We start from the raw sequence: 26,884 nt of genomic DNA, 5'->3' as shown, positions 1-26,884 counted from the left end.
AACAATCACTTGTAGATTCTATCCAGTGTTTAACGCCAGCAGGTTAGCAGGTAGTCGCGCCCATGATGCGCTATATCGGTTACAACCAATACGCTGTGCCAATAGGTTTATTCCCATGCCCAACCTGAATAACGTCTCATCTCCTAGCCTGTGGCAGCGTATCTGGCAAGGCTTTTTGACCACTGTGGGTACCAAGCAGTTTTTTCGAATTTTTTCGCCTTGGGTCAAGTGGTTGGCCATATTAGCCAGTATTTGCCTGTTGATCGGTAGTGTCTGGGGTCTCGCTTTTGCGCCGCCTGATTATCTGCAGGGTAATAGCTACCGCATTATCTTTATCCACGTACCCGCTGCCAGTATCGCTATTTCCATCTATTTTGCCTTAGCGGTGCTCGGGGTCATTTTTTTAGTTTGGAAAATAAAAACGGCTAGCTTAGTGGCACAGGCGCTTGCTCCGCTAGGATTCTTGCTCTGTGTGATTAGCTTAATCACGGGCTCTATTTGGGCGAAACCCACTTGGGGTACTTACTGGGTTTGGGATGCACGTTTGACCTCTATGCTCATTTTGGCTTTTTTGTATGCAGGCGTGATGGCGTTATTTGCCGCGTTTGAGCATACTGCCAATCGTGGTAAAGCCGCCGCCATTTTGTCTATTGTTGGCGCAGTAAATCTACCCATTATCAAGTACTCGGTACAGTGGTGGAACACCTTGCATCAAGGCTCGACCTTTACTTTGACCGCCGCGCCTAAGATGTCAGCAGATATGTGGATGCCATTATTACTGATGATTATTGGTAGTTATTTATTAGTGGCAACATTAGCGATTTATCGTACCAATACCCTTATCTTGTATCGTGATCAAGGCAAAGCGTGGGTCAAAGAATACATTCGCGGGCAAGCTAAATGACGGTCATGACTGTCGCCAAAAAAATCACGGCTAGGAAAATATTATGCAGCCTTACTTTTATAGCGTATCTGAGTTTCTTGCCATGGGTAAGCATGGTGTTTTTGTTTGGTCATGCTGGGCAATTACCGTTGGCATGATGCTGGCTTTTGTTATTTATAGTCGCAGACAACGACAGGCTTTAATCAAGCAGCTAACCATTCAGCAAGCGCGGCAAGCACAGCGTACTGCTAAAACAACCATGCCTGTCACCAAGCAGCCTAATTAGCTAGTAGGTTCGTCCTATCTAGCGTTAGCCGTTAATTTTTAGCCACTCAATCTGTAACTTAGCACCTGATAAAGAGGTGACTGCCACAGAGGTTATAGGGCTTATTGATTTGTCCGAAAAATGCTACCATATAGCCACTAGAAGAGTACGATTAGAAAGACATTTTTAGAACGTTTTTCTAATGGTAGTTTCTTCAAATTTTTCTGTTTTATATATTTGTATGGCATTGACTATAGTTTATAAAACAGTGACTCATCAATGAGGTAGTGGTATGAACGCAGTTCGTCGCAAAAAACTGATGTGGGTTATGTTTACGCTTGCAGGAGCGGCGATAGCCGTGGTATTGGTTCTTTATGCCATTGGGCAACAGACCGATTACTACTTTGATGCTACCGCGATTGCACAAGGTGAAGCACCACAAGATAAGCGTATTCGAGCAGGCGGTATGGTCGTTGCGGGTAGTGTCCAGCGCGCAGAAGACAATCCACTAAACGTTGAGTTTGCCATTACGGACTTTCAATCGACAGTACCTGTGACTTATCAAGGTATTTTGCCAGATTTATTTGCTGAAAACTCAGGTGTCGTCGCGACAGGTAAGATGCAGGGTGACACTTTTGTCGCTGGAGAAGTATTGGCTAAGCATGATGAAAATTACATGCCGCCAGAAGTGGCCAAATCAATGAAAGAAAACAACCGTAGCGGTGTAGTGCCTCCTTCTGAGCAATATAATCCTGCTGAAAAGGTGCATGAGACGGATACCTTACAGTAGTAGTTATATAGTCCATACCGTAGTAAAAGAGCCGCTAATATATTATTAGGGGCTCTTTTTTTACATGAATTTTGGTACTAGGACGTGCCCTCAGTTCAACCAATTAACCTCTAAATGGGCTAAAAACGGCTAAATTTTGCCAAACATAGTCAAATAGCTTATCAATATCTCGATATTATTTGCGCTACTTTCCTTGTTTGACGGCAATTTATCTCATTTTTATCACCATTTTTGAAATGAGGACACGACCTAATAAGTTTTGATAGTTTCTTACAAGAACTTAGTCGTCCCATTCAGGCGAGTAATCTGGATGCTCGATTTTGCGCCCATCAGCACGCGCTAAGCTGCTGATTTTCTCAATATCATCCGCACTTAATTGTACTTTTATAGCGTCTAAGTTGCCTTGCAAATGATCAGGGTTAGACGTTTTCGGAATAGCGATACGATGCTTGTCTGCCAGAATCCAAGCCAATGATATCTGTGCTGGCGTGACATTATGTTTGTCAGCGATTTCTTTAATAATCTTATTATCGAATACATCACCGCGTGCAAGTGGTGAATAAGCTTCGAGTAGAATGTGGTGATTATTCAAAAAAGTCTGCAAGGTTTTTTGCTTGATGAAAGGATGAAACTCAACCTGATTGACCACAATCGGCACATCAGCATATTTCTCAGCTTCAATGATCTTGGCAATATTAAAGTTAGAGACGCCGATATGGCGCGTCAAACCTTGTTTTTGTAGTTCGCACAAGGCAGGAATGGTTTCAGATAAAGGAACACGGTCATCCGGCCAGTGCAATAGTAGCAAATCAACATAATCAGTATCTAAGTCTGCTAAAGAGCGTTTGGCGGCGGCAATCAATTTCTCAGGCTCAAACTTCATATCATCAGGAAAAATCTTTGTGGTCAAAAAGAACTTATCACGAGATACCCCTGATTTTTTGATACCTTGACCCACTTCTTTTTCATTACCATAAGCTTGAGCGGTATCGATGTGCTCGTAACCCATTTTCAACGCTTGACTGACGACATCAACACAATCTTGACCGGTCGATTGCCATGTACCAAGCCCTAGTACAGGAATATTTGCTTGTCCAGCAGTACGAATATTATAAGTTTTAGCTCGCATCTTATTATCCTTGTTATTTATGTATTTATTGATAGAGCATCGAATCATCAATATTCTGATCACCCTCTCTATTTGACCTACCCACTATAGAAAAAATTGGCAGCAAGTAAAAGGGCACGTGACGCTTTCCTACAAAGGACAAACAGGCTGTAACGTCATTTTTAGTAACTGATAGACAGCAGCAAGCGGTTAAAAAAATAAAAATCGTAAAATCGAGTCCATAAAAAACGCCCATCACTATCTAGCAATGGGCGTTTACAATCGGGACGAAGACGATATTTAAGTGTTTTTGGCTTAAGAGCTTATTGAGCAGCCGCTTCTACAGGTGCAGGTTTTGTTGCGGTATCCGTGTGCGCACTGTGATCAGAGCCCCAGATTTTTGGGTACTTATAACCAGGGAAAGTTTCATGAGCATACTTTTTAAAGGCTTCTGAATTATATGCATTGGTCACATCTTCGACCCATTTTTTGCCAGCATCTGCTGATTTGATGGCTGACCAGTTGACATAAGCAAAGCTAGGCTCTTGAAATAGCGCTTCAGTCAGCTTGATACCAGCATCCGTGGCATAGTTGCCATTGATGACGGCGAAGTCGACTTCATCACGAGCACGTGGCAATTGAGCGGCTTCTAACTCAATGATTTCAATATCGTATTTGCTGTTATCAGCGATGTCAGTTTTTGATGCCGTTAGTGGGTCAATATTGTCTTTTAGCGTGATCCAGCCAAGATCATCCATCATCACCAGCGCACGAGCAAAGTTACTTGGATCATTTGGGGCAGAGACTCTCATGCCTTTATAGACATCATCAAGCGTGGTCTTTTTACCTGAGTAAATGCCAAGTGGAGCAGTAGGTACTTGGAAAACTTCTACCAGATCAAGATTGTTTTCTTTTTTGAAGGTATCAAGATAAGGCTTATGCTGGAAGATGTTGATGTCCAAATCACCTTCAGCCAAGGCAAGGTTTGGGCGTACATAGTCAGTAAAAGCAATCAGCTCAACTTCGTAACCTTGCGCTTCCAGTGAGCTTTTCACTTGGTTGCGCACCATATCGGCGAAGTCACCTTCGGTGGTACCGATGACGATTTTTGTATGCTCAGGATCGATATCGCTAGCGGCAGTCTCTGCTGTTGAGCCTTCCGTAACAGGCTCTTTAGTTGCTTCTGGTGCTGATGAGTTGTTGCAACCAACCAAGACTAGGCTTGATACGCCAACGGCAGCAAATGCAGTTGCTAACTGACGGCTGATATCTGTTAATTTCATGGAGCTTCCTTAATAAGAGGGATGGGATGGAGGGCAAACGCTGGCCATTAAAAAAGCAACATTAGGGATAGTAATGCTGCTAAGTTAACGACTGTTAAGTTAGTATCAAAATTAAAGGGTCTCAGTAACAAAGTCAAGCATTTTGCTTAGGATGAATCGGCATTAAACCCTGAGTATTATTCATATTAGCGTTAACTGGCTTTGTCTAAGTCTTTTTTCTATCGTTTATCCAAACGGTTAGCCAACCAATTACCCGATGCTTGAATGGAGACGACCATTATTGATAGGACAATAACGATAAAAATCATTACCTCCGTTTGATAACGATAGTAGCCATAACGAATGGCTAAATCCCCCAGACCACCGCCGCCAATCATACCCGCCGCTGCTGAATAAGAGAGCAGGCTGATACAGAGAATCGTCACGGACAATACCAGTCCTGAGCGTGCTTCATTGAGTAAAACTTTAATAATGGTCAGTGGACGTGCGCCCATAGATTCGGTCGCCTCAATGATGCCGCGTGGCACTTCGCGTAAGTTTTGCTCGACCAAACGGGCAAAATAAAACGAACCTGCAATGGCGAGTACCAATGAGGCCGCAATCGGTCCAATACCTGTGCCAACGATAGCCTTCGTAAATGGGCTCATGGCAATCATCAAAATGACAAATGGAAAGGCGCGCATAAAGTTGGTGATACCACCAAGCAGACCATACAATGTTTTGTTTTGCAAAAACTGTCGATCACTGGATAAAAACAAAAATACGCCAAACAACCCACCGATGACAATCGCCACCGTCGTTGAGATGCCAAGCATAATAAATGTATCAATAAACGCGTTCACAATCTCTTTGCGCAGGGCAAACAGCTTATCTATCGAGGCGGATAATTCACTACCAGTTAACATATTTATTTCTCCTGCCTCATTAGTCTTCGTGCACTAAGCCTTTGCCAATCGGGGTGGTCGCTTGAATCAGACCGTCTCTCACATCCGCAACTTCCAAGAGTTGACCTTGATGCAGTAATGCGGCGCGATCACACAGCCTACGGATGACACTCATCTCATGAGTCACAATCACAATGGTGACGCCAAGTTGTTCGTTGATATCACGTAGACAAGTCAACAAGCTGCGGGTCGTCGCAGGATCAAGCGCACTGGTTGGCTCATCAGCCAATAATACTTTAGGACTGGGGGCAATCGCTCGGGCAATACCGACACGCTGTTTTTGTCCGCCTGACAGCTGCGCAGGGTAGTGACCAGCACGGTCTGTTAGATCAACAATCTCTAGGCAATCCATCACTCGTTTATGAATGTCGCGGCTCGGATATCCTGAAACGGTTAAATTAAAGGCCACGTTGTCAAAAACAGTACGATTGGACATCAGGTTGAATTGCTGAAAAATCATACCAATATTATGCCGAGCGATACGCAATTCACTGGCAGACAATGTGGTCAAGTCGGTGCCATCGACGATGACTTGACCGGCATCTGGACGCTCAAGCATATTGATTAGGCGTAGCAAAGTAGACTTACCGGCACCCGAGTATCCCATTAGGCCGAAGATTTCGCCTTGCTGGACAGATAACGAGGTCGGTTCAACGGCAGTAAACCAATGTGGTTTGCCATCTTTGTCTTTGATTGATCGGTCGCTTAAAAAACTCTTGGTCACATTGTTTAAGACAATCATGTCATTCATGGAGGGCTCAAAATTCAATAATTTTTTTAATAGTCACAAACGCGCTGTCGGGCCTCTTTAACAATGTAAGAAGCCAATTAAGAAACAACCGTTAATAACCCTATAATAAGGGGCGCTAATATAGCATATTATCGAGCACTTTGGATATGAACATCCGTGACAGGCTTATGATTAATAGCTATTAGTAAGAGGGGTTTTGTAGAATGTGAGTCGCGACGATCGAGTAGAATGAAGTGTCTGTTCATAGCACCTTATATAATCATTCCACCATAAAAGTATTACTGCGCTAACTTCGCTTGAAGTATTAAATATACATCTATACTTGGTTGCCTTGTACTACTTTTAAATTGACTCGACTATAGCATCGCTGACTAGGTCGTGTCTTCATTTTAAAAATGGTGATAAACATGAGATAAATTGCCGTCAAACAAGGAAAGTAGCACAAATAATATCGAGATATTGATACGCTATTTGACGATGTTTGGCAAAAATTAGCCATTTTTAGCCCATTTAAAGGTTACTAGATTGAATTGAAGAAACGCCCTAGTCATGTTGGTGATAATGTGGGTCGTGCTTGACTGGTATGACAACTAAAAACCTGGTATGTCCATTCAACGTATCAGTAATGATGCGCCCTTGATGGGCGGTAACGATTTGTGATACTAGCGATAAGCCTAGTCCAGAGCCTTTATTTTTTTGTTGCAACCGCACAAATGGACTAAATACTTCTTCACGTTTGTCTTCTGGAATACCCGTGCCTTCATCAATCACTGCCAATACTGCATATTTCGGTAATGGGCGTACAGGATCGGTCTTGGCTTTTTTGAGATGCTTGGCAAACAAGCCTTCTTTGCGCGGTGTACTGAGTACTTCCGTAGGATTTTGAGTGTTGTTTTGAGCATCAACCTTATCGCGTGTATTGCCACCTTTATTTGTTATGGCGCCTTTGGATTTAGGAGTTGCATCATTCAAGGCTGTACTCTTAGCGTCATTGATAACTGCAGACGGCTCTTCAGTGTCAGGAACTGCTTTCCAAACCATTTTTTTAATTTTGTCAGTCAAATCATTGGTAAAGTTATGATAATTAGCAATCAATGAGGATGCACTGGTGCTTCCAACGGTATCGTTACTGTTGACTGAGTTTGCCGAAGTACTTGCGTCAGTTTGAACACTATTCGCATCAGTAGATTCTGTTGTCGCACAGGTCTCAATAGAGTCAATGTCTCCGTTGATATTATTAATATCAGCCTTATCTATTTTAGTCTCTATATTTACATTGGTATCGGTATCGGTATCAATATCGGAATTGAGATCATGCTCAACCGCAATATTTTCTCCGTTTCTATATATCGGTGGTGCTGGCAACACGATAATAGCATCCGTTGCTTCAGATTTAACTTTACCAGTACTATGAGAAGAATCGTTTGAGTGTGTATGACTATGCGCAATATGATTATGCGTATTGTCTTCATTAACCTCGATTGGTTCGTGATAGGAGTCAAAATCAGAGCTATTATAATCGGCAAAGCTACTGCAGAGTATCGTTTGTAGCAGGTAATTAGGTATGGTATCTGCTTCATCAATAGTTTGCACACCATACAATAGTACCGTCACGGGTGGCTTGCCGTGTAGCATGGCATTGGTTAACAAGTTGCGAATTAAATGGGTCAACATCGATGATTGACCATCGATCACAATATGTTCACCAATGAGCGTCGCTTCAGGATAATGTTGCCGTTCTTGATTCACCAGATCGTATAAATCTAAACTTTCAACTTGCTGCAAGGCATGACCGGCGTCTAAACGACTCACCAATAAGATACTCTCTACCAAATCATTGAGCCCTGACAAATCGCGGTTAATCGCTTGCGCACGTTTATCAAACTTTGCTTTGGTATCAGATGGTAGCGCTCCTGCGAGCATATCCATCATCTCAATCTGTAAGCGGATACGAGTAATTGGGGTACGTAGCTCGTGAGAAGCATGTGCTAAGAGCAGGTTATTGGCATCGATAAGGTGTTCAATTTTTTGTGCTGCTTGGTTAAATCCACGCGCTAGTGAGGCGATCTCATCGTTACCACGAGCATTCACCCGTACGGTAAAATCACCATCACCCAGTTGCGCCATCTGCTGGCTCATCTGATTGATGCGCCAAGTGATGGTACGAGCAATCCACCATAGGACACCTGCCATAATAAGTAACAGTAGTAGTGTGCCAGTAAATAAATTCAGCGCAGAAGAGAGTACTGGTTTTTTAGGCGGTAAGCGTGATTCATACAAAAGCGTATAGCCGGTGCTGCTATAAACCTGAGCTTGCTTGGTAGGGGAGGTGTCTGCGAGAGAGGGAAAAACGCGTGAAAATAAAGAGGGCGGTGCGGGCAACTCCAATGGCAAATCGCTGTTATCCGTTTGCATTAGCAATCGACCTTCGCTGTCATACAAGCCCATCTTTGCCTGTAATGACTCATCAAAGATATCAAAGCTCTTTTTGACCACTGCTAGCATAAAGCGCGCTTGCAAGCGATTGTCCTCACTAACAGAGATATTCAGCTCATGCAAGAAGGGGTCTATTTGTCCTAAAATCTGGGTGGCCAATACTTCTGATCGAATACTTGCATCTTTATCATGCACAAGTTGCGTCAACAGCACCATCGCCACTGCAAATAAAATAAGTGCCAGCATGACACTGGCAAATAACTTGGCAAATACCGAACGAAATCCCAACTGCTGCATTAAACCGTCTCTACTATCAGCCGTTTATATCGACTCATACTTCTAATTTGCATAAACAAATCAAAAGTATGGTTTTTATCGATTAATTTGCCGCTTTTGCGATCAAACTTGATCAGTGGCAAATTGATAACCAACACCGCGTACGGTAATAATACGTTTTGGCTGGCGTGGGTTGTCTTCAATTAAAGCACGCAGGCGCGAGATATGAACATCAATGGCGCGATCGATATTATCTGAGCTGTCATCATTAGGCATGGCTTGCCACAGTTGCTCGCGATTCAATACTTTACCAGAATGGGTGGCAAAGTAATGCAATAATTGAAACTGATGCGTCGTTAAACGAACAGGCTCATCGTCGATGGTCACTTCATGGCTATCAGGAAAGACACTCAAACGACCAAAGGTCAAGCTGTCAGACTGGCTATCTGCTTGATTGGGCTGCTCATGACGGCGAATAACAGCACGGATTCGAGCGAGAAGCTCGCGTGGCTCAAAAGGCTTAGATATATAATCGTCAGCACCCATCTCAAGACCTAGCACGCGATCGGTGGTATCACCTTTCGCTGTCAACATGATAATTGGCACTTTATTGGTCATGTTGTTTTTATTGCCGCGAATTTTTTGACAAACTTGCATACCATCCATGTCAGGCAGCATTAAGTCAAGCACGACCAAATCAATGTCACGCTCTTTGGCGTCCAATAAATCAAGCCCTTCTTGACCAAGCCCTGCATGATGGACGTCATAATAATTCATGGTCAGGTAATCGCTGATTAACTCAGCTAGATCAGGATCATCTTCGATTAATAAAATCTGCTTGCTCATGGGTTATCCTCTAGTTGTTGTTATGGTTGGCCAAACGTTTCATCTGTTTTGATATTTTGTATCACGATAAATACATCGCTGATTTTAGGATTTTAAACAGTTAAACGATTAAGCCTCTAGGTTCTCAAACTTTCTAAGATTTCTCAAACTTTCAAGATATTGAGTCATTTAATACCAATGATTCATAATACTCGGTTCATGCTATATATTATACGGTCATATTGCCTAATTACGCAGTTACAAAACAAGAGAGGCTTTGTTAATGTTTCTACACAATGTAACTGTCGGCATGCATAGCTATGAGACATTGACTTTTTTACCTTTAGCATCAGCCGGTAAATCAGCCAAACAAATCAAACTGTCGTTGCTAATACCTGCAATTAAATACTGCTTTGTGATAGGGTCATATTCGACTACTTCAATAGGCTGGCGTGTCAGGCGCTGATCCTGTCCAATAATCCACACGTTAGCAGTCAACGGTGACAGAGGCTTATATGGTGACGTTTGTAATTCTGTCAAGTCAACATCGTGCAACGCGCGCTTAGGTACGATAGTGCCCACATCTATTTGACCATAATTAACCCGCCCCGTGACTTTCATATCTGGCAATAACTTGTCTCGACTTGCTTCATTGTCAATGACGTTAACATAGACCAACAGCTTTTTTGGCTGGCTGGTCGCGGTCAGTTTACTGACTTGTCCTGTGAACTGTTCCGACATACCTTCAGCTGTAAAATTGACAGTCTGACCAACCGAAAGTTGCGGTTCTGCTTGAATAGGTAGGGTCGCGATAAAGTGTAATTTAGTTTCATCGCTAATCTGTAATAAAGGCGTGCGCGCCTCTAGTCTTTGACCTGCTTTGGCATATAAGTTTTTTACACGGCCAGAAAAACTGGCACGCACAGTGATCAAATTATACTGATTCTGCTGCGGTTTTGAGCTCGCCGTGCTATTAGCGCTGGTTTGGTCATTGTTTTTAGGATTGCCGACTGCGTTTTTAGGAGCGCCCACTGTGGCTTTTGCTGCTGCCTCTTCTTTGTTAGCAATTGGATCGTTTTTAGTGGTTGTTGCACCATTTTCTGCTGTAGGTTGATTGGGTTTTGAGCTAGCGTCCGTTTTTTGTGAGTGTGTTTGCTTTACATCAACCGCATCGTTCGTCATCTCAGAATCTGGGGCAACGCTGTTCGATGCCGAAGATTGCTCCTTGGCTGGGTTGGATGCATCTACTGTTTTGCTTTCTGATTGCACGCGTCGAACAATAAGCAGCGGCATATCTTTTTCTACCCATTGACCCTCAGTAACCAGTATTTCTTCGACGTTAATGGGGTATGCAGCGATAAGCTTAGTCTGTTTGATAGGTTCGATCTTACCTTGTAAACCAAGGCTAGGCTGATAACGTGAAGGTTTTATGCTTAATATATGATCTGGCGTCATGGTCACACTATCGTCGGTAATGACAATAGGGGTATCTACAGTCTCACTGTTTTCTGCAGTCACAGGCTCATTGGTAGGCGGTGATGGCTGACAGGCAGCAAGAAGAAAAGCACTCAGTAGATAGGTGCTATTTTTTAAAAATTTAGAAGCCGTCATAGCAGTCACCATAGTAGTCATCGTTTTATTATATAGTGAATTGCAACTGGGTGAAATAAGTGCAGAAAACTTAATAAACAGCTGACATTAAGGCTGATAAATCCAGTCATTAGCTAAGCTAGTAGTGATAGCAAGTCTGAACAAATTTTTATATTACTGACCAGTTCGAATATTGGCTCACTCATAACTGGAAATTAGTCGATAACTGTGCTAAAACAAACATAACAAAATACAATGATACATTTTTATTACAAAAGAAAATTATTCAGCAATGTGCCAAGCGTTTCTATATAATGCAGAAATATCATAAGGTTGATGGTTCTTCTACTTCGGGCTTACCTCTTTTATCGTCAAGGTCATCAGTAATAAAAGGTACTTTACCTTGTTTTAGACCAAATACGGTTGCAGTGGACGATAATAAAAGCAAAATAAGTCGTCTAAAAAGCCATAGATTTGGCGCAATTTAGTAAGCTTATTAATTAGAAAGTGCGTATAGTAGCCCATGTTGACGCTCTGTTTGACAGGCAGATACTGGCAGATGATATGTTGACTGTCATAACATATGGTAATGCAAATTTAGCGTCTCATATCAGTCCAACAATGAATGATATGACAAGTTGAAATAACCGTTAAATTTTTGCATTGATGGATAGTATTAAGAATAAATAGTCGTTTATAGGACACTGATAATGGAAAATAATTTTGATGGTTTAAAAGTAATGGTGATTGATGATTCAAAAACCATTCGCCGTACCGCAGAGACTTTATTACAAAAAGCGGGTTGCGAAGTTGTGACCGCCATTGATGGTTTTGATGCTTTAGCAAAAATTGTCGATAACAATCCAGATATTATTTTTGTCGACATCATGATGCCGCGTTTGGATGGCTATCAGACTTGTGCGCTAATAAAAAACAACCCTGATTATGCCAGCAAACCTGTGATTATGTTGTCGTCTAAAGATGGCTTATTTGATAAAGCGCGTGGTCGTATCGTGGGTTCAGATGAGTATCTGACCAAGCCATTTAGTAAAGATGAGCTGTTCGAGGCAATTAATCAGTACCGCTAATATAAATAAGTCCGCTTGTAGATATATCATTAAATATCGTCTTACAAGTTGGTATGATTTATGCACAGCTATGCTTTATATAGAGTCAGATAAATTAGGCTAGGCATTACGGTTAAGAGATTTAGTATTGATAAAATATTACTAATAACGGCTCAATATTTAATCGAAACTGTTAAGAGAGTTGCCCTGCCATTTATGGTTGGCGTGCTACTTTCAGTCGGATTGTCTCAATAATATAACAACATATCCTTATGGATACTTTCGAAAATAAAGGAAATTCCTATGACTACAGTTTTAGTCATTGACGACTCACCATCTGAGATGGCGAAATTTCGCGACATGCTTGCCAGACATAATTTTAAAGTATTAGAGGCCATAAATGGTGAGCAAGGTTGCCAGATGGCCATTGATCACTTACCAGATGTCATTTTAATGGACGTGGTTATGCCTGAGATGAACGGTTTTCAGGCCACTCGCAAAATTACTCGAGGTAAGACCACCGCGCATATTCCAGTGATTATGATCAGTACCAAAAATCAGGAAACCGATCGAGTTTGGGGAAAACGCCAAGGCGCTAAAGAGTATATGGCAAAGCCCGTTGACGAAAATGGATTGGTTAATATCATTCGTAAAGTAATGGAGTAGATTGTGGCTTCCAGAGGGTTTATTGAGCTTCTGCGTTTAGCAGACTTGGCACGCGCGCGCAAAAGTGGTCGCCGCGGTGGACAAGAGTATGACTGGCAAGGTGTGGTATTCGAGATTGGCGGACAGCGGTTAGTTGCACCGATGGGTCAAGTATCAGAAGTATTGGCCATGCCAGAGTATACCAGCTTGCCTCTAGTGAAGCCTTGGATGCTAGGCATCGCCAATATCCGCGGACGCCTATTGCCAATCACCGATTTGTCTCAGTTTTTACAGGTTCCTAGTCGTTTAACGCAAATGAGCCAACGCAAAGTCATTGTCATTGAACATGACAATCTCTTTTCAGGACTGTTAGTGGATCAAGTTATTGGGATTGAACAATTTACGCATGATCAATACCGTGCAGAAGCTATAGAGCCTAATTCGCCCTTTGCTCCTTATAATCACGGCAAGTTCTTTAAAAATGAGCAAGATTGGTATGTTTTTATGCCAAGCCTGCTCGCACAAGACCTGCAGTATACCGATGCTGCAGTATAGCAGTCGATAACAGCTATCTGGCTGCTATAACGATGACGAAATAATAGCGAATGACATGATACGGTTGGGTGTCAGTATTCATACAGGCTTTGCTAATCACTGTTGTTTTTATAACAATAAGATTGTCAAAGTCAGTCACGATGAGACTTTGATGATTGTTTGAAAGGAATACGTACGATGAGTGATGTTATAAAGAAACCTGTAGCTGGTACGACCAATACAACAGATGGCAAGGACGCTAATAGCAAGTGGAAGTTATTATTAGGGTTTTTTGTGCTAATAAGTGTGGCCTGCCTGATTTGGTTGGTCAATTCGTTATCGTCAGTAAGTCAGTACTTGGCTGATTTTAACCAATCCGTTACTTTACCAGCGCTTATATTTGTCGTAGGGGTATTAGGCATCCTCTTTGCGCTGTATCAGTTACTGAAGCAGCGTGGGGGATCAGAGCGTCTACTCATTGAAAAAGAAACCTTGCGTCGTCGTCAGGAAGCAGAAGCAGAATCTGAGCGAGCGCGTCAAATTCAAGAAGAAAACGAACGTAACCAGATTGCTATTCTACGTCTACTTGATGAATTGGGTGATTTAGCAGAAGGTGATTTGACCGTTAATGCCACCGTATCAGAAGATTTTACTGGGGCAATTGCTGACTCAGTGAACTTTGCGATTGACCAATTACGTCAATTGGTTTTGGTGATTAACAACACGGCTGACCGCGTTTCGCAGTCTTCAGACCAAACACAGATGAATGCAGTCGAACTTGCTGAAGCATCTGAGCACCAAGCACAAGAAATTGCTGGTGTATCGGCGGCTATTAATGAGATGACAGTATCGATTGACCAAGTTTCGAACAACGCTTCAGAATCAGCGACTGTTGCTCAGCGCTCAGTAGCCATCTCTCATAATGGAGCGGAAGTTGTACAGCGCTCTATTGAGGGTATGAACGTGATTCGTGATCAGATTCAAGAGACCTCAAAACGTATCAAGCGTCTTGGTGAGTCTTCGCAAGAAATTGGTGATATCGTTGGTTTGATTAATGATATTGCTGACCAGACCAACGTTTTGGCATTGAATGCTGCTATTCAGGCATCGATGGCAGGTGAGGCCGGTCGAGGCTTTGCGGTCGTTGCTGATGAAGTCCAACGTCTTGCTGAGCGTTCAGCTAACGCTACCAAGCAGATTGAAACCTTGGTGAAAACCATTCAGGCAGATACCAACGAAGCAGTTATGTCAATGGAATCGACGACCTCTGAAGTTGTGCGCGGTGCACGCTTGGCAAAAGATGCTGGTGAAGCGCTAGAAGAAGTGCAGAGCGTTTCTAATACCTTGGCTGACTTGATTCAAAACATCTCAAACGCCGCTTTGCAGCAGGCAGAATCTGCTGGTCACATCTCTCATACGATGAATATTATTCAAGATATTACCTCACAAACCTCTTCTGGCACAATGGCAACCGCGCGCTCTATTGGTGAGCTGAGCGAAATGGCTGCAGCATTGCAAGAGTCAGTCACTGGTTTTAAAGTATCGAACGATGATGAGCTACTAGAAAACGAGATGTTGGACACCGAAGAAGCGTTATCAGCAAGTGTGTAATGACAAGTGTTAACGTCAAGTAGGTGTGAGACCACTGACCGTCTTTAAATTAATGTGTTAATAATATGCTGTGCATATACGATGATTTGCAGCAGTGACTATAGCAGGTGACGTGAATAATTTTACTCAACCAGACAGCAATTCTATCAAAGCAATCAAGCCCTCGTTGATTAAGGGTTTGCTGCAGGCAGACAGTTTTGATGTGCAGCATTGGCAGCGATATATAGAACAAGAGATAGGTTTCGTTCTACCCAATGTCCAGCTGCAATGGTTGATAAATGCGATTGAACACACGGCATTATCACATGGATTGACAGTTGGAAAGCTGTGGTGTCAACTACCAAAGAATGATGAAATACGCCAGCAGTTATTGGATAAAGTACTGATTCACGAAAGTCGTTTTTTTCGTCATATGCCTTCTATCGAGTTTGTCACAAAGTGTGCATTACAGCATCAGCGCCAGCAGCTTACTGCCACTAGTACTGATCGTGGTCACGACAATGATGCTAATGATTTATTTCGCATTTGGAGTGTTGGTTGTGCCAGTGGACAAGAAACATGGTCATTGGCGATGAGCTTGGCTTCTGAACAATTGATTAATTATACGATATTGGGTACAGATGTCAGCCAACAAGCCATTACAAAAGCACGACTAGGGCAGTATGATAAGCGGCAGCAGTCGTTAATTCCAGACCTGTGCCAGCAGTTCGTTCAGCCATTGCGAGCTAAGTGTGATATCAGTCAATCGCATTTTTATAAGGTGTCTACCGCAAAAAAGGCGATGACTGGCACTCAGGCAGACTGGCAGATTGCGCCAACGTTACGACGCTATGTTAGCTTCGCTTTACACAATATTATTGAGCAAAAACCACCCAATTCGCACCTTCAGCATGTCATTATTTGTCAAAATATGCTGCTATATTTTCGCAAGTTTGATCAGCGTGATATTTTGGCAAGGCTATCAGAGCAGTGTGCGTTAGGTGGATATATTATATTGGCTCCAGGTGAGGCGTTGTTTTGGCGTCCTTCAAATATGCGCCGTATTGCGCACCCACAGGTTAATGTGTGGCAAAAAATTAATGTCTAGATTAGTGCCTAGACAAGTTAGGATAACCCTATGAAAAACCAGCCCAATGACATAGTGACGCTTGAGTGGTTATTACCACTGTTTAATCAGCAATTATCACAGATATCTGATGGCTGGCAGTTAGACGCTGATAGCACTGATTACGATCAGATGGTGCAACATTATCATCAGGTTGGCGGCGCGCTAACGATGATTCGCCTTAATTTATTAGCAGATCTTGCCAATAAACTGAGCTTGCTGGCAGACGTGAGTAGTCGCGATCGTATTTCTGCTAACGACCGCCGCATTGGTCAGTTTTCTCATCGCTTGCTACAGCGTGAGTTGAATCAATACGCAGGTATGGGTAATCACAACATCATTTTAATTGATAATGCTGCTGAGGAGCTTACTCAAGCACTATCGAAACTAGGGATAGCACCAGATATCTCGTTCAGCTTGCCGAATACTCAGCATAAGAATCTAAATAATCATGCTATCGATGATCATATTATCGATGGTATCAATAGCATCGAAGTGATGATGCCGGCGAATAGAACGGCGACGCATTTAGCTGATTATCACTATCAACAATTATTACTGGTTTGGCGACAGCAAGTACAAGCGTTATTGAGTGCCAATACCAATCAACCGTCCTTATTGCCTACATTAGAAAGAGTCAGCCAATACTTATGGCAGACCACTCAACATGATGACTTACAACGCCTTTGGTACTTAACGGAACTGTGGCTAAATGACCTTGCTCATAATGACACCCCATTACCTGAGCATTATGCGTCATTGCTAAGTCAGCTGGATCAAGTAATAGAGTCTCGCACTCAGCAAGCTGAGTTATCATCAAGCGTTATTCGAAGCTTAATCATAAGAGTGTATATCGAACTAAATAGCCTTGCTCAAAGTAGCAAGCGCACTCAGTCACTTCTAAATAATTTGTCACAAACGTCGTCAACGGGATCACGTTTTTTACCACGTATACTCAGTGAGCTTGAGACACTTATCTTTACTTTGGATAAGCCAGACACGCTTCTCGTTCCTTTACAGAAAATACAAAGTCAACTCGAAGGTCGAGGTTGGACTTATTACGTGTCGCAAATACATGCAATTGTTACAGACATAGAGCAGGCTCTATCATCAGGAACAGGATTTGCGCAAGAACAATGGCAGATTGAGCGTCAGCTTCAAGAGCTATATAACGCTATCTATCATACTGAACAGACGATATCTCTCAAAATAGGGGACGCCGCTTCTTTTACGACATTGTCTGCAACGTTTGAAGCTATTGAAACGCAGTCGGAAGAAAGCCCTGCGACGGCTTCCATTGGTGGAAGTTTACGTGAGCTGCGCATCGCGGTAGAAGATGTCAAACAAAGCTTCCATGAATATGTACAGCGTCAAGACATTGACTTACTGCCCATTTCTGCTGATTTTACCTATATTGGTGATGCTTTTACCGACATGGGATTGCCATCAATTCGTCAAACCATGAATGATATGGCAAGCATATTTACACAATTGACCATTCATGAGATTGACGTACTCAGTTGGGATGTGACTCAGGCATTGGCTGAAGGGCTAACGTCTATTGAATTGTTGCTTGATTACCTTGCACAGCAGGTTTTTGACCAGCAGCTATTAATACGGGCAAATGAGTATACTGCGACTGCCGCCCAACTTCTTACTCATTATATTGCATCGCCAGAGACGATTAGCGACACTTTCCTTACCCAAAAATCCGTAGCGACCAACGTATTGCGTTACGATGATAGTGGCGAGATTGCTCCTGCTAATAGTCAAAATGATGTTGCTAACCAAGCTTTGACTGATGTAGATCATGAGCGTGTGGTAGGGCAAGATACGGCTGATGGTGATAGTACGGAGAGTGACGCATTAACGCGTGCTCGTGAGCAAGTTAAGCCTGATAATTTTGAGATGGACGCAGAGATTCGTGACATCTTTATCGAAGAGGTGACGGAAGTCATTGCTGATTTAGAAGACTTTTTACCTATTTGGCAGCAAGATTCAAAGGATTTAACCCCACTCACTGAAGTGCGTAGAGGGTTCCATACCTTAAAAGGATCAGGACGTATGGTTGGGGCTTTTAGCATCAGCGAGATGGCATGGTCAATCGAAAATCTGCTCAATCGTCTGTTAGATAAGACGCTGCCTGTCACAGATGACGTCGTAAATCTGGTGATGGATACGGCAAAACGGCTACCAGCATTAGTGATAGATTTTGAAGCGCAACAATCTCCAAGCTTTGATCCTGCTATCACTATTCTACAAAGCCATAATCTCATGACACAGCAACCTATCAATGCTGGGCTGACCATATTAGATGCTGTCACTACTGATTCAGACTCAGCATTAGAACTATCGCCTCCATTCGATGATGATGCTGAATTGCTAACTGCTCTCGACATGAGCAATGAGTCAAACGAGACAACTGCTGATAGTACAAAGAGCACTGCTGTTGCTTCCTTATCTGCTATTGATATTCCAGCGATACTCAAACCCTTTATGCAAGAAACTGAGCAGCTATCGGCAGATGCTCATGATGCCGATCCTGATATTAAAGAGATATTTTTAGAAGAAGCTGATGAAGTATTGGCTGAGATTGTACCTTTATATGAAGATTGGCGATTATTGCCAGCCGACTTAAGCGGATTGGTGGATATTCGTCGAGGGTTCCATACCTTAAAAGGTTCCGGTCGTATGGTCGGTGCAAATTATACGGCTGAGCTGGCTTGGGCTATAGAAAATATGCTTAATCGCATTTTGGATCATAGTGTGACTGTCTCAGCAGATATGCGCCAGCTTATTGCTGATGTGCTAGCTGCCTATCCTGCGATGCTAACAGTATTTGAAAATGACAGCCAAAATTATCCAGCGATGGTGCCTTTATGGATCGCATGCGCCAATGCTTATAGCAAACAGCAAGGGGACGAATTTAGCTATTCTGCCTTGTATGAGCAAGCATCAAATAGTTCTGAGGATGAGACCATACAAGCGTCAGTACTGTCGCCTGCTATTGATGAGCATAGCCCGACCCAAGATAATCTTAATGCAGCGATAGATACCACGCTGCAGACGATTAATTCTGTCAATGAAATGATAGCAGAAGCGCCTATTTATTTAGCACCGCAAAGCGAAGAAGAAAAAATGTTTTGTGAGATTTTTATCGACGAAGCAGAAGGACTGTTGCAAGATATTGACCAATTCGTTGATGAGCATCAAGATCAGTCTTATATTGAAGTGACGGATGAGATTGTACGCGCATTTCATACCTTACGAGGGGCTTCAGGTTCTAGCGCTTTAGCAGCGATCAGCGAGGTTAGCGCAACGATAGAGCATAGCTTAGAGCTACTGCAGCAGCAAGATACTGCCATGAATGCTCAACATCTAGAAGCATTGGCGAAGTCTGCTACGCTAATGGACGGTTATTTAAACAACTACAAGCAAAACGTTCAGCCGCAAAATATATCGATCGAAGATGCACAAAGTCAGCAAGACATAGCCTCATTGCAAGCCATGCTTGGTGAGCAATACGTCATTAGCGATGATAAGATCACGGCCGATAACAAACCAACGATAGAGCAGTTGTTGGATAATAATATTGATGAACTATTGGATGCTGAGTGGGAGTTAGATGACGCACTTAATCATTCTGAGACAGCACATGTTCAGGGCTATATATCGCAGCAAATATCGCAAATAGCTTACTTAGCCAATAAAGCAGAAGCGTTTCCAAAATTCACCTCTATTCTCAATGAGTTGGGTCACGCTTATGGCTATTTGAAAGATAATATTGATACAGCAAGAAATATCGATACCCAAGCGGTTTTACACGCTGGACATGCTCAACTGGTTGGTTTGTTCGATGCATTGGCTGGTAGCACGTCATTGAAGATTGACCAACAAGTTATTGAAGATCTACAACGTATTTACCAAGACGATGATAGCAATGGTGATGAGGGTATCTTTGTCGTGAGAGCCGTTGCAGCACCTGAGCTACAGCTTGAATCTATTGATACTGATGCTGAGCTATTAGAGATATTTTTAGAAGAAGCTCAAGAGCTCGATGCTGCGTTGGATGAGAGTTTTAATAAGTGGCGTACTGATATCAGCAATATAAATGCGCTAAAAGTTTTACAGCGCCATCTGCACACTATCAAAGGTGGTGCGCGAATGGCAGGTATTCGTAGTATTGGTGATCTGACCCATGAAGCTGAAAGTGTCTATGAAGCATTTGTAGAAAATAGAAGAATACCGACAGCACAATGGCTTGAAATAATGCAAATAGTGCAAGACACAATGTCGTTGCAAGTACTGCATATCGTAAATCATAAAAAATCATTTTTTGCCTCAGCGTTGATTGAGCAACTACAACAGTTTGTAAAAGCCCAAGCCTTGCCAGAAACGGTAGAGCTAATCATACCTATACCAAAAACCCACTTCGAACCTGAAGCACAAAGCAGGGTGACTAACAACGCTCACCTCAGCGCTGACGTATCGGATACCTTGAGCCTAGACATGATGATTAAACAGTCATGGGCGAATGGTTTGCCAGATCCTGATATATTGTCGGTGTTTTTAGAAGAAGCTGAAGAGCTCACCAATCGTAATAAGTATCTGCAACTGTTCTTAAAAGATACCAATAATACGACAGCATTACAGGCATTGCAGCGTGATTTGCATACCATCAAAGGTGGCGCACGAATGGTCACCGCAGCTGGTATCGCTGATCTGGCACATGAAATGGAATCGGTTTATACAGATTTTGTAGATAATCGTCGTCCTGCTACCAAAAAAGTATTGGAGTTGCTGGTTGCCAGTCATGACTGGCTTGCTGATGCGATCTCTATCCTTAGACAACATGTCAATCCACCGACGCCTGCGCTATTGATTGAGGCATTGCAGCAATTTAGTAAAAATCCTGACAGCCTAAAGCAAATTCCTAAAGAATCCCTACAATCGCAGCATGAAGCGCTCTTTATTGCTAGAGAACAGCAAGACTCACAGTATCTGGCAAAAGATATTAGTGAGATGCCTTCTATGCTCAGCAGTACGGGTGAGGAAGATCAGAGTGCCAATAATAATGAGATGATTCGTATCTCAGGTGGTTTGATCGAGCATATGATTAACCTGTCTGGTGAGTCAGCCATCAACCGTGCTCGTATCGATATGGGCATGAGTAGCTTGACCAATAGTATCGAAGATATGGGTATTACGGTACAGCGCTTGGCTGATCAGTTACGCCGAATGGAAATCGAGCTTGAGGCGCAGATCTTGTCGCAGATAGACGATGAGCTGATTAATCACGAAGGGTTTGACCCTCTAGAGATGGATCAATATTCTTCTTTAAATCAGTTATCCAAATCTTTGACAGAGTCAGCCTCAGATTTGATTGATATTAATCATACTTTATTAGAAAAAACACGAGACAGTGAAAGCCTTTTATTACAGCTGTCTCGTACACAGACCGAGTTACAAGATGGGCTTATGAATTCACGTATGGTGCCGTTTACGCGCTTAACGCCACGTCTTGAGCGTATCGTACGACAAACTGCCAATGAGCTGAATAAATCTGTCGAATTAACGATCATCAATGCCGATGATGAGATGGATAGAACCATTCTAGAGCGCATCACTTCACCGCTTGAACATATGCTCCGTAACGCCGTCGATCATGGTATCGAAAATACCTCAACGCGTTTAAAAGCAGGTAAAGAGCGTAGTGGTCGCATTACTCTTGAGGTAAATCGAGAAGGTAGTGAGATTGTCATTCAGTTAATAGATGACGGTCGCGGCATCGATGTAGAAGCCGTTCGTAACAAAGCCATTTCTCAAGGCTTGATTGATGCCAATGATAACAGCCTAACAGATCTTGATATCATGCAGTATATTTTCCATGCTGGATTGAGTACCAGTAAGCAAGTAACGCAGATTTCTGGACGTGGCGTGGGCATGGACGTGGTCATCAGCGAGATTCGTCAATTAGGTGGTGCTGTATCGGTTGTCTCAGAGCTGGGTAAAGGCTCACGCTTTACGATGCGTTTACCACTGACGGTTGCGGTATCTGATGCATTGGTTGTGCGTGCCGCGGATCGCTATTATGCGATACCTTTGGTACAGATTGAGCGTGTGGTACGGATTAATCCAGAGAAGCTTTATGACTATTACCAGTCAGGCGATGCAACGTTGAACTTTGAAGATGTTGATTATCGAGTGCGTTATTTAAATGAGATTTTGTCAGGCAATGAACTGAATGAGCTGGTCGTTAATACCAATACCAGTTTGCCACTCATTATCATCAAGAATCGTAGCGGACAAAATATTGCATTGCAGGTTGATCAGATTGCAGGGTCACGTATTGAAGTCGTGGTCAAACCTCTAGGACAACAGTTATCGAATCTACCAGGTATTTCAGCAGCGACTATCATGGGCGATGGTTCAGTAATGCTTATCTTAGACCTGATTGCTTTGATGCGTAATGCGCAGTTGGTCAAAAATATCTCGCAATCTGCTGATTCTAAACGGAGTCGTTTAGAGTTTAAGTCTACTATTTTAGTGGTTGATGACTCTGTTACCGTTCGTAAAGTGACGTCACGTTTCTTAGAACGACAAGGGTTTACTGTGGCGGTGGCAAAAGATGGTATCGATGCGATTGAGATATTACAAGACATGATACCAGACATGATATTGCTCGACATTGAGATGCCACGCATGGATGGTTTCGAGGTGGCTACTCAAGTGAGACACAGCAAGCGCTTACAACATATCCCAATCATCATGATCACATCACGTACAGGTGAAAAGCATCGTGAGCGTGCACTGGAAATTGGTGTGAATGATTACATGGGTAAGCCATTCCAAGAACAAGAGCTACTTAATAAAATCCAGCACATACTGGGTCAAAAGGTCAGCTTAACTTATGAAGGATAATGCACGTGTCTTGGCGCTAAGAGGAAAAAACAAGGATGATATTAAGGTGATGGTAGTGGCAGAAGACCATCATCAGCGTATGGCCTTTTCAGATACTGTACGCAGTTGTGGTTTTAGCCTTGTTGGCTGTATGTCACGGGCGCAACTGCAAGAAAAACAGGGGCGCTCTGATACCTCTATTGACATCTGGCTAATAGATAGTGATTACGACGACAGTGTGGTAGCCGCGACCACGGCATCTAAACCTGCTGCGGTGTTGGTGGGTTTTAGTCAAGCACCTTATCTAAATGAAGCGCCGCAATACGCCAAATGGCAGCGCAAATTAAAGCGTAAGCTGGCACATATGCTGGCATTACCCGTTTTAATGGATGCACCCGTGCACAAACCTGATAATGCTGATGCAGACTGGCGCTACGTAGTATTTTTGGGTGCTTCTATGGGTGGGCCGAGCGCTATAAAAGAATTTTTGGATAACTTGTCGGCGACGCTACCGGTATGTATTTTACTGGCGCACCATTTTAATAAAACGATGATTGGCACACTGCCACGCATCCTGAATCGCCATAATGACTGGCATTGTCAGGTGATTACTTCTTCGCAGCGTTTAAGAGCAGGCCAGTGTCTTATAGCTCCTATTGATAAGCAGATTGTTTGTGACTCTACCGGTCGAGTCATATTGCTAGAGCAAGCTTGGGAGGGTGAGTATAAGCCCGCGATTGGTCAGATTCTCAAAAACACCAGCGACGTTTATGGTAGCGAGCTTATCAATATTATATTTTCTGGCATGGGTAATGATGGTTCGCAGTATCTGGATCTCATTCAAGAAAACAACAGTCAATTGTGGGTACAAGATCCCAGCTTAAGCGCTTGCCCAAGTCAACCTCAGGCGATTATTGATTCAGGGTATTGTGGTTTTATTGGCAGTCCAGCGGATTTAGCACAAAAACTAACAGATTATATTGATGAAAGATTAGTAGTAGCCTCTTTGCATTAACTGATTGTGAGCGATGTATGAAACAAATTTTGAAACATTCGTTTGAGGCAGTGAGTTTACTGACCACAAATAACGGTATGCTTGATGTCACTATTGTGCCAGCGTTTGACCAACCTGACTGGCTTATTCCAAGCAGCCTAATTTTGAGTGTGGATGATTATAATGAGCGCACGGCAACCTATGAATGGCAGCAGCAAAAGGTAGTGGTATGTCATCTGCTACCACAGGATCAAATGCCAGATACCATGATTGTATTAGAGGGCAATACTACCGATCATCGCTTAGCTTTACAAACGGCAGGCGAGCTGCACCACCGACAAGTGCGTATTTCTGAGGTTAAAGATATTGACGTTCCTGAGCAATTTAACAGCCCTAAGCATGCCGATAATATAGACAGCGACAAAACAGCCCTACCTTTTGATGAAAACGTTATGCTATCCTATCTTTTCCAAACGGTTATGATTGATGATAAGGCTTATTTGGTGCCCGACTTAGACAAAATTGCGCATCAATTGGTCGATTTAGACAGATAGCATCTCGCTTATATCAGGGTTTATTTCTACTATCAGAGAAATAGGGTTACCCAATTACTTTGATAATTGCTAATCGTTGAATGAGTGGTTATTTTGTCTATAACATTGATGATAGATAATTAGTGATGAGGGTAATAGGACAGCTCATGAATAGTAGCAATTCAAATGTGTCAAAGTGGCCAGTCAGCAGCCGGATATTTCACTGGATCAGTGCAGTTTTACTGTTGGTTACGTGGATAATGATTCTGTTGTACGATAATCTGGATAACAATCTTTATATTGGGTTGCATAAAGCGTTTGGTATTAGTTTGTTATGTTGGATGATAGCACGGGTGCTTAATCGTGTATTTATTAAGGCGCCGCCACCTGTACCGATGCCAAAGTGGCAGTTATTAGTCTCTAAACTGTCGCATTTTGGCTTATATGCCTTATTAATTGCAATGCCAATAGCTGGTTTGCTGATGTCCGTTTATGGTGGACGCTCCGTCGATATTTTTGGCTTGTTTCAAATCCCTGTATTTGTCACACCAGATAGAGGGTTGGCACGCTTTTATAATGACCTGCATACTGATATTATTTGGCCGACCATTATTGCCTTTACACTTATTCATATCGGTGCTGCTCTATATCATCAGTTTGTCAAAAAAGACAATTTAATAGCGCGTATAAAATAATGGTATCAAAATAATCGTAGGCTGCTATAGGTAAACTTACTATTTCATGCAATATAAAAAAGCCCTAAGTTATGATACTTAGGGCTTTTTTGTTTTTCTAAGACAGCGCTTATTTTTTGTGTTCAGGTAGACTGATATTCATCTCTAATACGTCTAGGCTGTCCTCAGAACGATGATTGATATTCACATCATCAATCTGTACGCCATTGACATATTTGTTGACCACTTCTAAAATCTCACGTTTCATTTTTTCGATACGATCAGCTGTTAAGCGGTTATTTAAGCGATTTTCGCTCGCAACGATAACCTTAAGACGCTCAGTAGCCATATTAGCGCTACCTGCGCTACCACTGTCGTCAGTACCAAATAGGCTACTCCAAAATCCTTTTTTCTTCGTCATCATTGACCTCCAAACCAGCGCTGTAATAGACTCTTTTTCTTCACGTCAATATGACGTAGTGGGCGTTCTTCACCTAAGAAGCGGGCGACGATGTCATCATAACATTGACCAGCAACTGAATCGGTATAATGAATGACAGGCTCACCATGGTTAGATGCTTCAAGCACTGAGTGACTTTCAGGAACAACCCCAAGTAACGGAACTTTTAGGATATCATTTGAAATGGTATCAATGTCCATCATCTCGTTGGCTGCTGCGCGCTCAGCATTATAACGAGTAATAATCAAATGCTCACGTACAGAGCCTTGGTTTTCTTCAACCTTTTTGGTCTGGCTTTGCAAGATACCAATAATACGGTCTGAGTCACGCACTGAAGAAATCTCAGGGTTAGTGACGATGATCGCTTCATCAGCATGATACATGGCGAGTTGTGCACCGCGCTCAATACCAGCTGGTGAATCACAGATAATATAGTCGAACTGTTTAGACAGCTCAGACATGACCTCTGCCACCCCTTCGTCTGTCAGGGCGTCTTTATCACGCGTTTGACTGGCGGGTAGGATATACAAGTTTTCAAGCTGTTTGTCTTTGACCAGTGCTTGCGACAAGCGTGCGCTACCAGTGATGACATCAACAAAATCATAAACAATTCGGTTTTCACAACCCATGATTAAGTCTAGATTACGTAGACCTACATCAAAATCGATAACGACTGTCTTATAGCCACGCAATGCTAAACCTGCGGCAAAAGAGGCACTTGTCGTGGTTTTGCCCACACCGCCTTTACCTGAAGTGATTACAACTATCTTCGCCACAATGGCACACTCCTATGAATCAATGGGATATCTTTTATATAAAAAAATAGCGCAATTGCACATTATTCACATGCTATATATACACTACCTGCGAAGGTAGCCTAGCATAAATAAACAAAAATTTATAGCACGTCCATAGTAAAGCAGAAAAACAGCTTATATATGGATCACAAAGCGCTGCTACCTAGAATTTTCTGGTCAATATTGCCTATTGTGAATAATAAAATAGACGCTGACGAGTAGTGTAGATAGTGGCAGAGCTAGCGATTCATCATAGAACAGTTTTGTTAAATAAACTTACTATAATATTAAATGTGCTGTCTAAACGTCTACTGTTGAGATTTTCTAATAAACGTTTTTTGATAAGCGTCATGTATGATGAAAATCGGCTTAGCCTGTTTACATTTATAAAAATCACGGACGCATCTATTGTT

At 42.6% G+C, this 26,884-nt stretch carries 20 protein-coding genes and 1 pseudogene; 12 read left to right on the top strand and 9 right to left on the bottom strand.

Translation table 11 applies throughout. From position 1 onward, the window contains the following. Positions 1–115: 115 nt before the first annotated feature. The 3 genes from ccmC (at position 116) to ccmE (ending at position 1,938) form a co-directional block, all read left to right on the top strand. Positions 116–904 (top strand): heme ABC transporter permease CcmC, encoded by a 789-nt coding sequence (gene ccmC / locus JMY05_RS09115; RefSeq protein ID WP_060491821.1) that lies wholly within the window; start codon positions 116–118, stop codon positions 902–904. Positions 905–947: 43 nt separating this feature from the next. Beyond that, complete coding sequence (gene ccmD / locus JMY05_RS09110) at positions 948–1,169, top strand: heme exporter protein CcmD (protein ID WP_045444018.1); 222 nt, start codon at positions 948–950, stop codon at positions 1,167–1,169. 271 nt (positions 1,170–1,440) lie between these two features. Then, the gene (gene ccmE, locus JMY05_RS09105; RefSeq protein WP_045444021.1) at positions 1,441–1,938 is read left to right on the top strand and encodes a cytochrome c maturation protein CcmE; all 498 of its coding nucleotides are present in this window, start codon (positions 1,441–1,443) and stop codon (positions 1,936–1,938) included. A 280-nt stretch (positions 1,939–2,218) separates the two neighbouring features. Here the strand turns inward: ccmE and JMY05_RS09100 are convergent, their stop codons facing one another. The 7 genes from JMY05_RS09100 to JMY05_RS09070 form a co-directional block, all read right to left on the bottom strand. Continuing rightward, positions 2,219–3,067 (bottom strand): aldo/keto reductase, encoded by an 849-nt coding sequence (locus JMY05_RS09100; RefSeq protein ID WP_045444024.1) that lies wholly within the window; start codon positions 3,065–3,067, stop codon positions 2,219–2,221. Between the two features lie 302 nt (positions 3,068–3,369). Then, entirely contained in the window at positions 3,370–4,329 is a 960-nt protein-coding gene (locus JMY05_RS09095; RefSeq protein ID WP_193009030.1) for a MetQ/NlpA family ABC transporter substrate-binding protein, read from the bottom strand. Between the two features lie 218 nt (positions 4,330–4,547). Further along, entirely contained in the window at positions 4,548–5,234 is a 687-nt protein-coding gene (locus JMY05_RS09090) for a methionine ABC transporter permease (RefSeq protein ID WP_060491817.1), read from the bottom strand. Positions 5,235–5,253: 19 nt separating this feature from the next. Further along, positions 5,254–6,024, bottom strand: coding sequence for a methionine ABC transporter ATP-binding protein (locus JMY05_RS09085; protein ID WP_055124775.1), 771 nt, complete (start codon positions 6,022–6,024; stop codon positions 5,254–5,256). Between the two features lie 543 nt (positions 6,025–6,567). Beyond that, on the bottom strand, positions 6,568–8,757 hold the full coding sequence (locus tag JMY05_RS09080) for a sensor histidine kinase (protein WP_045444027.1): 2,190 nt from the start codon (positions 8,755–8,757) through the stop codon (positions 6,568–6,570). 102 nt (positions 8,758–8,859) lie between these two features. Next, positions 8,860–9,582: a response regulator transcription factor gene (locus JMY05_RS09075; RefSeq protein ID WP_045444030.1), complete on the bottom strand. Its 723-nt coding sequence runs from the start codon at positions 9,580–9,582 to the stop codon at positions 8,860–8,862. 297 nt (positions 9,583–9,879) lie between these two features. Then, positions 9,880–11,172 (bottom strand): efflux RND transporter periplasmic adaptor subunit, encoded by a 1,293-nt coding sequence (locus JMY05_RS09070; RefSeq protein WP_045444608.1) that lies wholly within the window; start codon positions 11,170–11,172, stop codon positions 9,880–9,882. 689 nt (positions 11,173–11,861) lie between these two features. Here JMY05_RS09070 and pilG point away from each other — a divergent pair. The 9 genes and pseudogenes from pilG (at position 11,862) to JMY05_RS09025 (ending at position 25,235) form a co-directional block, all read left to right on the top strand. Next, the gene (pilG, locus tag JMY05_RS09065) at positions 11,862–12,239 is read left to right on the top strand and encodes a twitching motility response regulator PilG (RefSeq protein WP_045453505.1); all 378 of its coding nucleotides are present in this window, start codon (positions 11,862–11,864) and stop codon (positions 12,237–12,239) included. A 282-nt stretch (positions 12,240–12,521) separates the two neighbouring features. After that, positions 12,522–12,884, top strand: a complete 363-nt coding sequence (locus tag JMY05_RS09060; RefSeq protein ID WP_045444033.1) for a response regulator — start codon at positions 12,522–12,524, stop codon at positions 12,882–12,884. A 3-nt stretch (positions 12,885–12,887) separates the two neighbouring features. Then, positions 12,888–13,418 (top strand): chemotaxis protein CheW, encoded by a 531-nt coding sequence (locus tag JMY05_RS09055; protein WP_045444036.1) that lies wholly within the window; start codon positions 12,888–12,890, stop codon positions 13,416–13,418. 516 nt (positions 13,419–13,934) lie between these two features. Continuing rightward, positions 13,935–15,008, top strand: a pseudogene (locus JMY05_RS09050) (methyl-accepting chemotaxis protein); the annotation flags it as partial. 145 nt (positions 15,009–15,153) lie between these two features. Continuing rightward, the gene (locus JMY05_RS09045) at positions 15,154–16,095 is read left to right on the top strand and encodes a CheR family methyltransferase (RefSeq protein WP_413786585.1); all 942 of its coding nucleotides are present in this window, start codon (positions 15,154–15,156) and stop codon (positions 16,093–16,095) included. A gap of 30 nt (positions 16,096–16,125) precedes the next feature. Continuing rightward, the gene (locus JMY05_RS09040; protein ID WP_201614873.1) at positions 16,126–23,034 is read left to right on the top strand and encodes an Hpt domain-containing protein; all 6,909 of its coding nucleotides are present in this window, start codon (positions 16,126–16,128) and stop codon (positions 23,032–23,034) included. After that, positions 23,024–24,028 carry a chemotaxis protein CheB gene (locus JMY05_RS09035; protein ID WP_045444048.1) on the top strand — a complete coding sequence of 335 codons (1,005 nt, stop codon included), beginning with the start codon at positions 23,024–23,026 and terminating at the stop codon, positions 24,026–24,028. Before JMY05_RS09040 ends, JMY05_RS09035 begins: the two co-directional genes overlap by 11 nt. 17 nt (positions 24,029–24,045) lie before the next feature. Next, positions 24,046–24,561 (top strand): hypothetical protein, encoded by a 516-nt coding sequence (locus tag JMY05_RS09030; protein ID WP_045444051.1) that lies wholly within the window; start codon positions 24,046–24,048, stop codon positions 24,559–24,561. A gap of 146 nt (positions 24,562–24,707) precedes the next feature. Next, the gene (locus tag JMY05_RS09025) at positions 24,708–25,235 is read left to right on the top strand and encodes a cytochrome b (RefSeq protein ID WP_201614870.1); all 528 of its coding nucleotides are present in this window, start codon (positions 24,708–24,710) and stop codon (positions 25,233–25,235) included. A gap of 109 nt (positions 25,236–25,344) precedes the next feature. On the opposite strand, the gene minE is transcribed toward JMY05_RS09025, so the two are convergent. After that, positions 25,345–25,635: a cell division topological specificity factor MinE gene (gene minE / locus JMY05_RS09020; RefSeq protein WP_055124765.1), complete on the bottom strand. Its 291-nt coding sequence runs from the start codon at positions 25,633–25,635 to the stop codon at positions 25,345–25,347. Further along, complete coding sequence (gene minD / locus JMY05_RS09015) at positions 25,635–26,450, bottom strand: septum site-determining protein MinD (protein WP_045444058.1); 816 nt, start codon at positions 26,448–26,450, stop codon at positions 25,635–25,637. The genes minE and minD overlap by 1 nt, the downstream gene beginning before the upstream one ends. Positions 26,451–26,884 lie beyond the last annotated feature (434 nt).

Origin of the sequence: Psychrobacter sp. JCM 18902, from assembly GCF_904846615.1 — a bacterium.
GTDB lineage: Bacteria > Pseudomonadota > Gammaproteobacteria > Pseudomonadales > Moraxellaceae > Psychrobacter.
The sequence above is the reverse complement of the archived record's forward strand: the minus strand, read 5'-3'. Positions and strand labels throughout refer to the sequence as shown.

What these genes read in the sequence shown, in the direction of transcription:
- JMY05_RS09080 (WP_045444027.1), bottom strand. Translation starts at nt 8,757, where the DNA reads ATGCAGCAGTTGGGATTTCGTTCGGTATTTGCCAAGTTATTTGCCAGT.
- ccmE (WP_045444021.1), top strand. Translation starts at nt 1,441, where the DNA reads ATGAACGCAGTTCGTCGCAAAAAACTGATGTGGGTTATGTTTACGCTT.
- ccmD (WP_045444018.1), top strand. Translation starts at nt 948, where the DNA reads ATGCAGCCTTACTTTTATAGCGTATCTGAGTTTCTTGCCATGGGTAAG.
- JMY05_RS09085 (WP_055124775.1), bottom strand. Translation starts at nt 6,024, where the DNA reads ATGAATGACATGATTGTCTTAAACAATGTGACCAAGAGTTTTTTAAGC.
- JMY05_RS09090 (WP_060491817.1), bottom strand. Translation starts at nt 5,234, where the DNA reads ATGTTAACTGGTAGTGAATTATCCGCCTCGATAGATAAGCTGTTTGCC.
- JMY05_RS09095 (WP_193009030.1), bottom strand. Translation starts at nt 4,329, where the DNA reads ATGAAATTAACAGATATCAGCCGTCAGTTAGCAACTGCATTTGCTGCC.
- JMY05_RS09100 (WP_045444024.1), bottom strand. Translation starts at nt 3,067, where the DNA reads ATGCGAGCTAAAACTTATAATATTCGTACTGCTGGACAAGCAAATATT.
- JMY05_RS09030 (WP_045444051.1), top strand. Translation starts at nt 24,046, where the DNA reads ATGAAACAAATTTTGAAACATTCGTTTGAGGCAGTGAGTTTACTGACC.
- JMY05_RS09025 (WP_201614870.1), top strand. Translation starts at nt 24,708, where the DNA reads ATGAATAGTAGCAATTCAAATGTGTCAAAGTGGCCAGTCAGCAGCCGG.
- JMY05_RS09070 (WP_045444608.1), bottom strand. Translation starts at nt 11,172, where the DNA reads ATGACGGCTTCTAAATTTTTAAAAAATAGCACCTATCTACTGAGTGCT.
- JMY05_RS09075 (WP_045444030.1), bottom strand. Translation starts at nt 9,582, where the DNA reads ATGAGCAAGCAGATTTTATTAATCGAAGATGATCCTGATCTAGCTGAG.
- pilG (WP_045453505.1), top strand. Translation starts at nt 11,862, where the DNA reads ATGGAAAATAATTTTGATGGTTTAAAAGTAATGGTGATTGATGATTCA.
- JMY05_RS09035 (WP_045444048.1), top strand. Translation starts at nt 23,024, where the DNA reads ATGAAGGATAATGCACGTGTCTTGGCGCTAAGAGGAAAAAACAAGGAT.
- minE (WP_055124765.1), bottom strand. Translation starts at nt 25,635, where the DNA reads ATGACGAAGAAAAAAGGATTTTGGAGTAGCCTATTTGGTACTGACGAC.
- JMY05_RS09060 (WP_045444033.1), top strand. Translation starts at nt 12,522, where the DNA reads ATGACTACAGTTTTAGTCATTGACGACTCACCATCTGAGATGGCGAAA.
- JMY05_RS09040 (WP_201614873.1), top strand. Translation starts at nt 16,126, where the DNA reads ATGAAAAACCAGCCCAATGACATAGTGACGCTTGAGTGGTTATTACCA.
- ccmC (WP_060491821.1), top strand. Translation starts at nt 116, where the DNA reads ATGCCCAACCTGAATAACGTCTCATCTCCTAGCCTGTGGCAGCGTATC.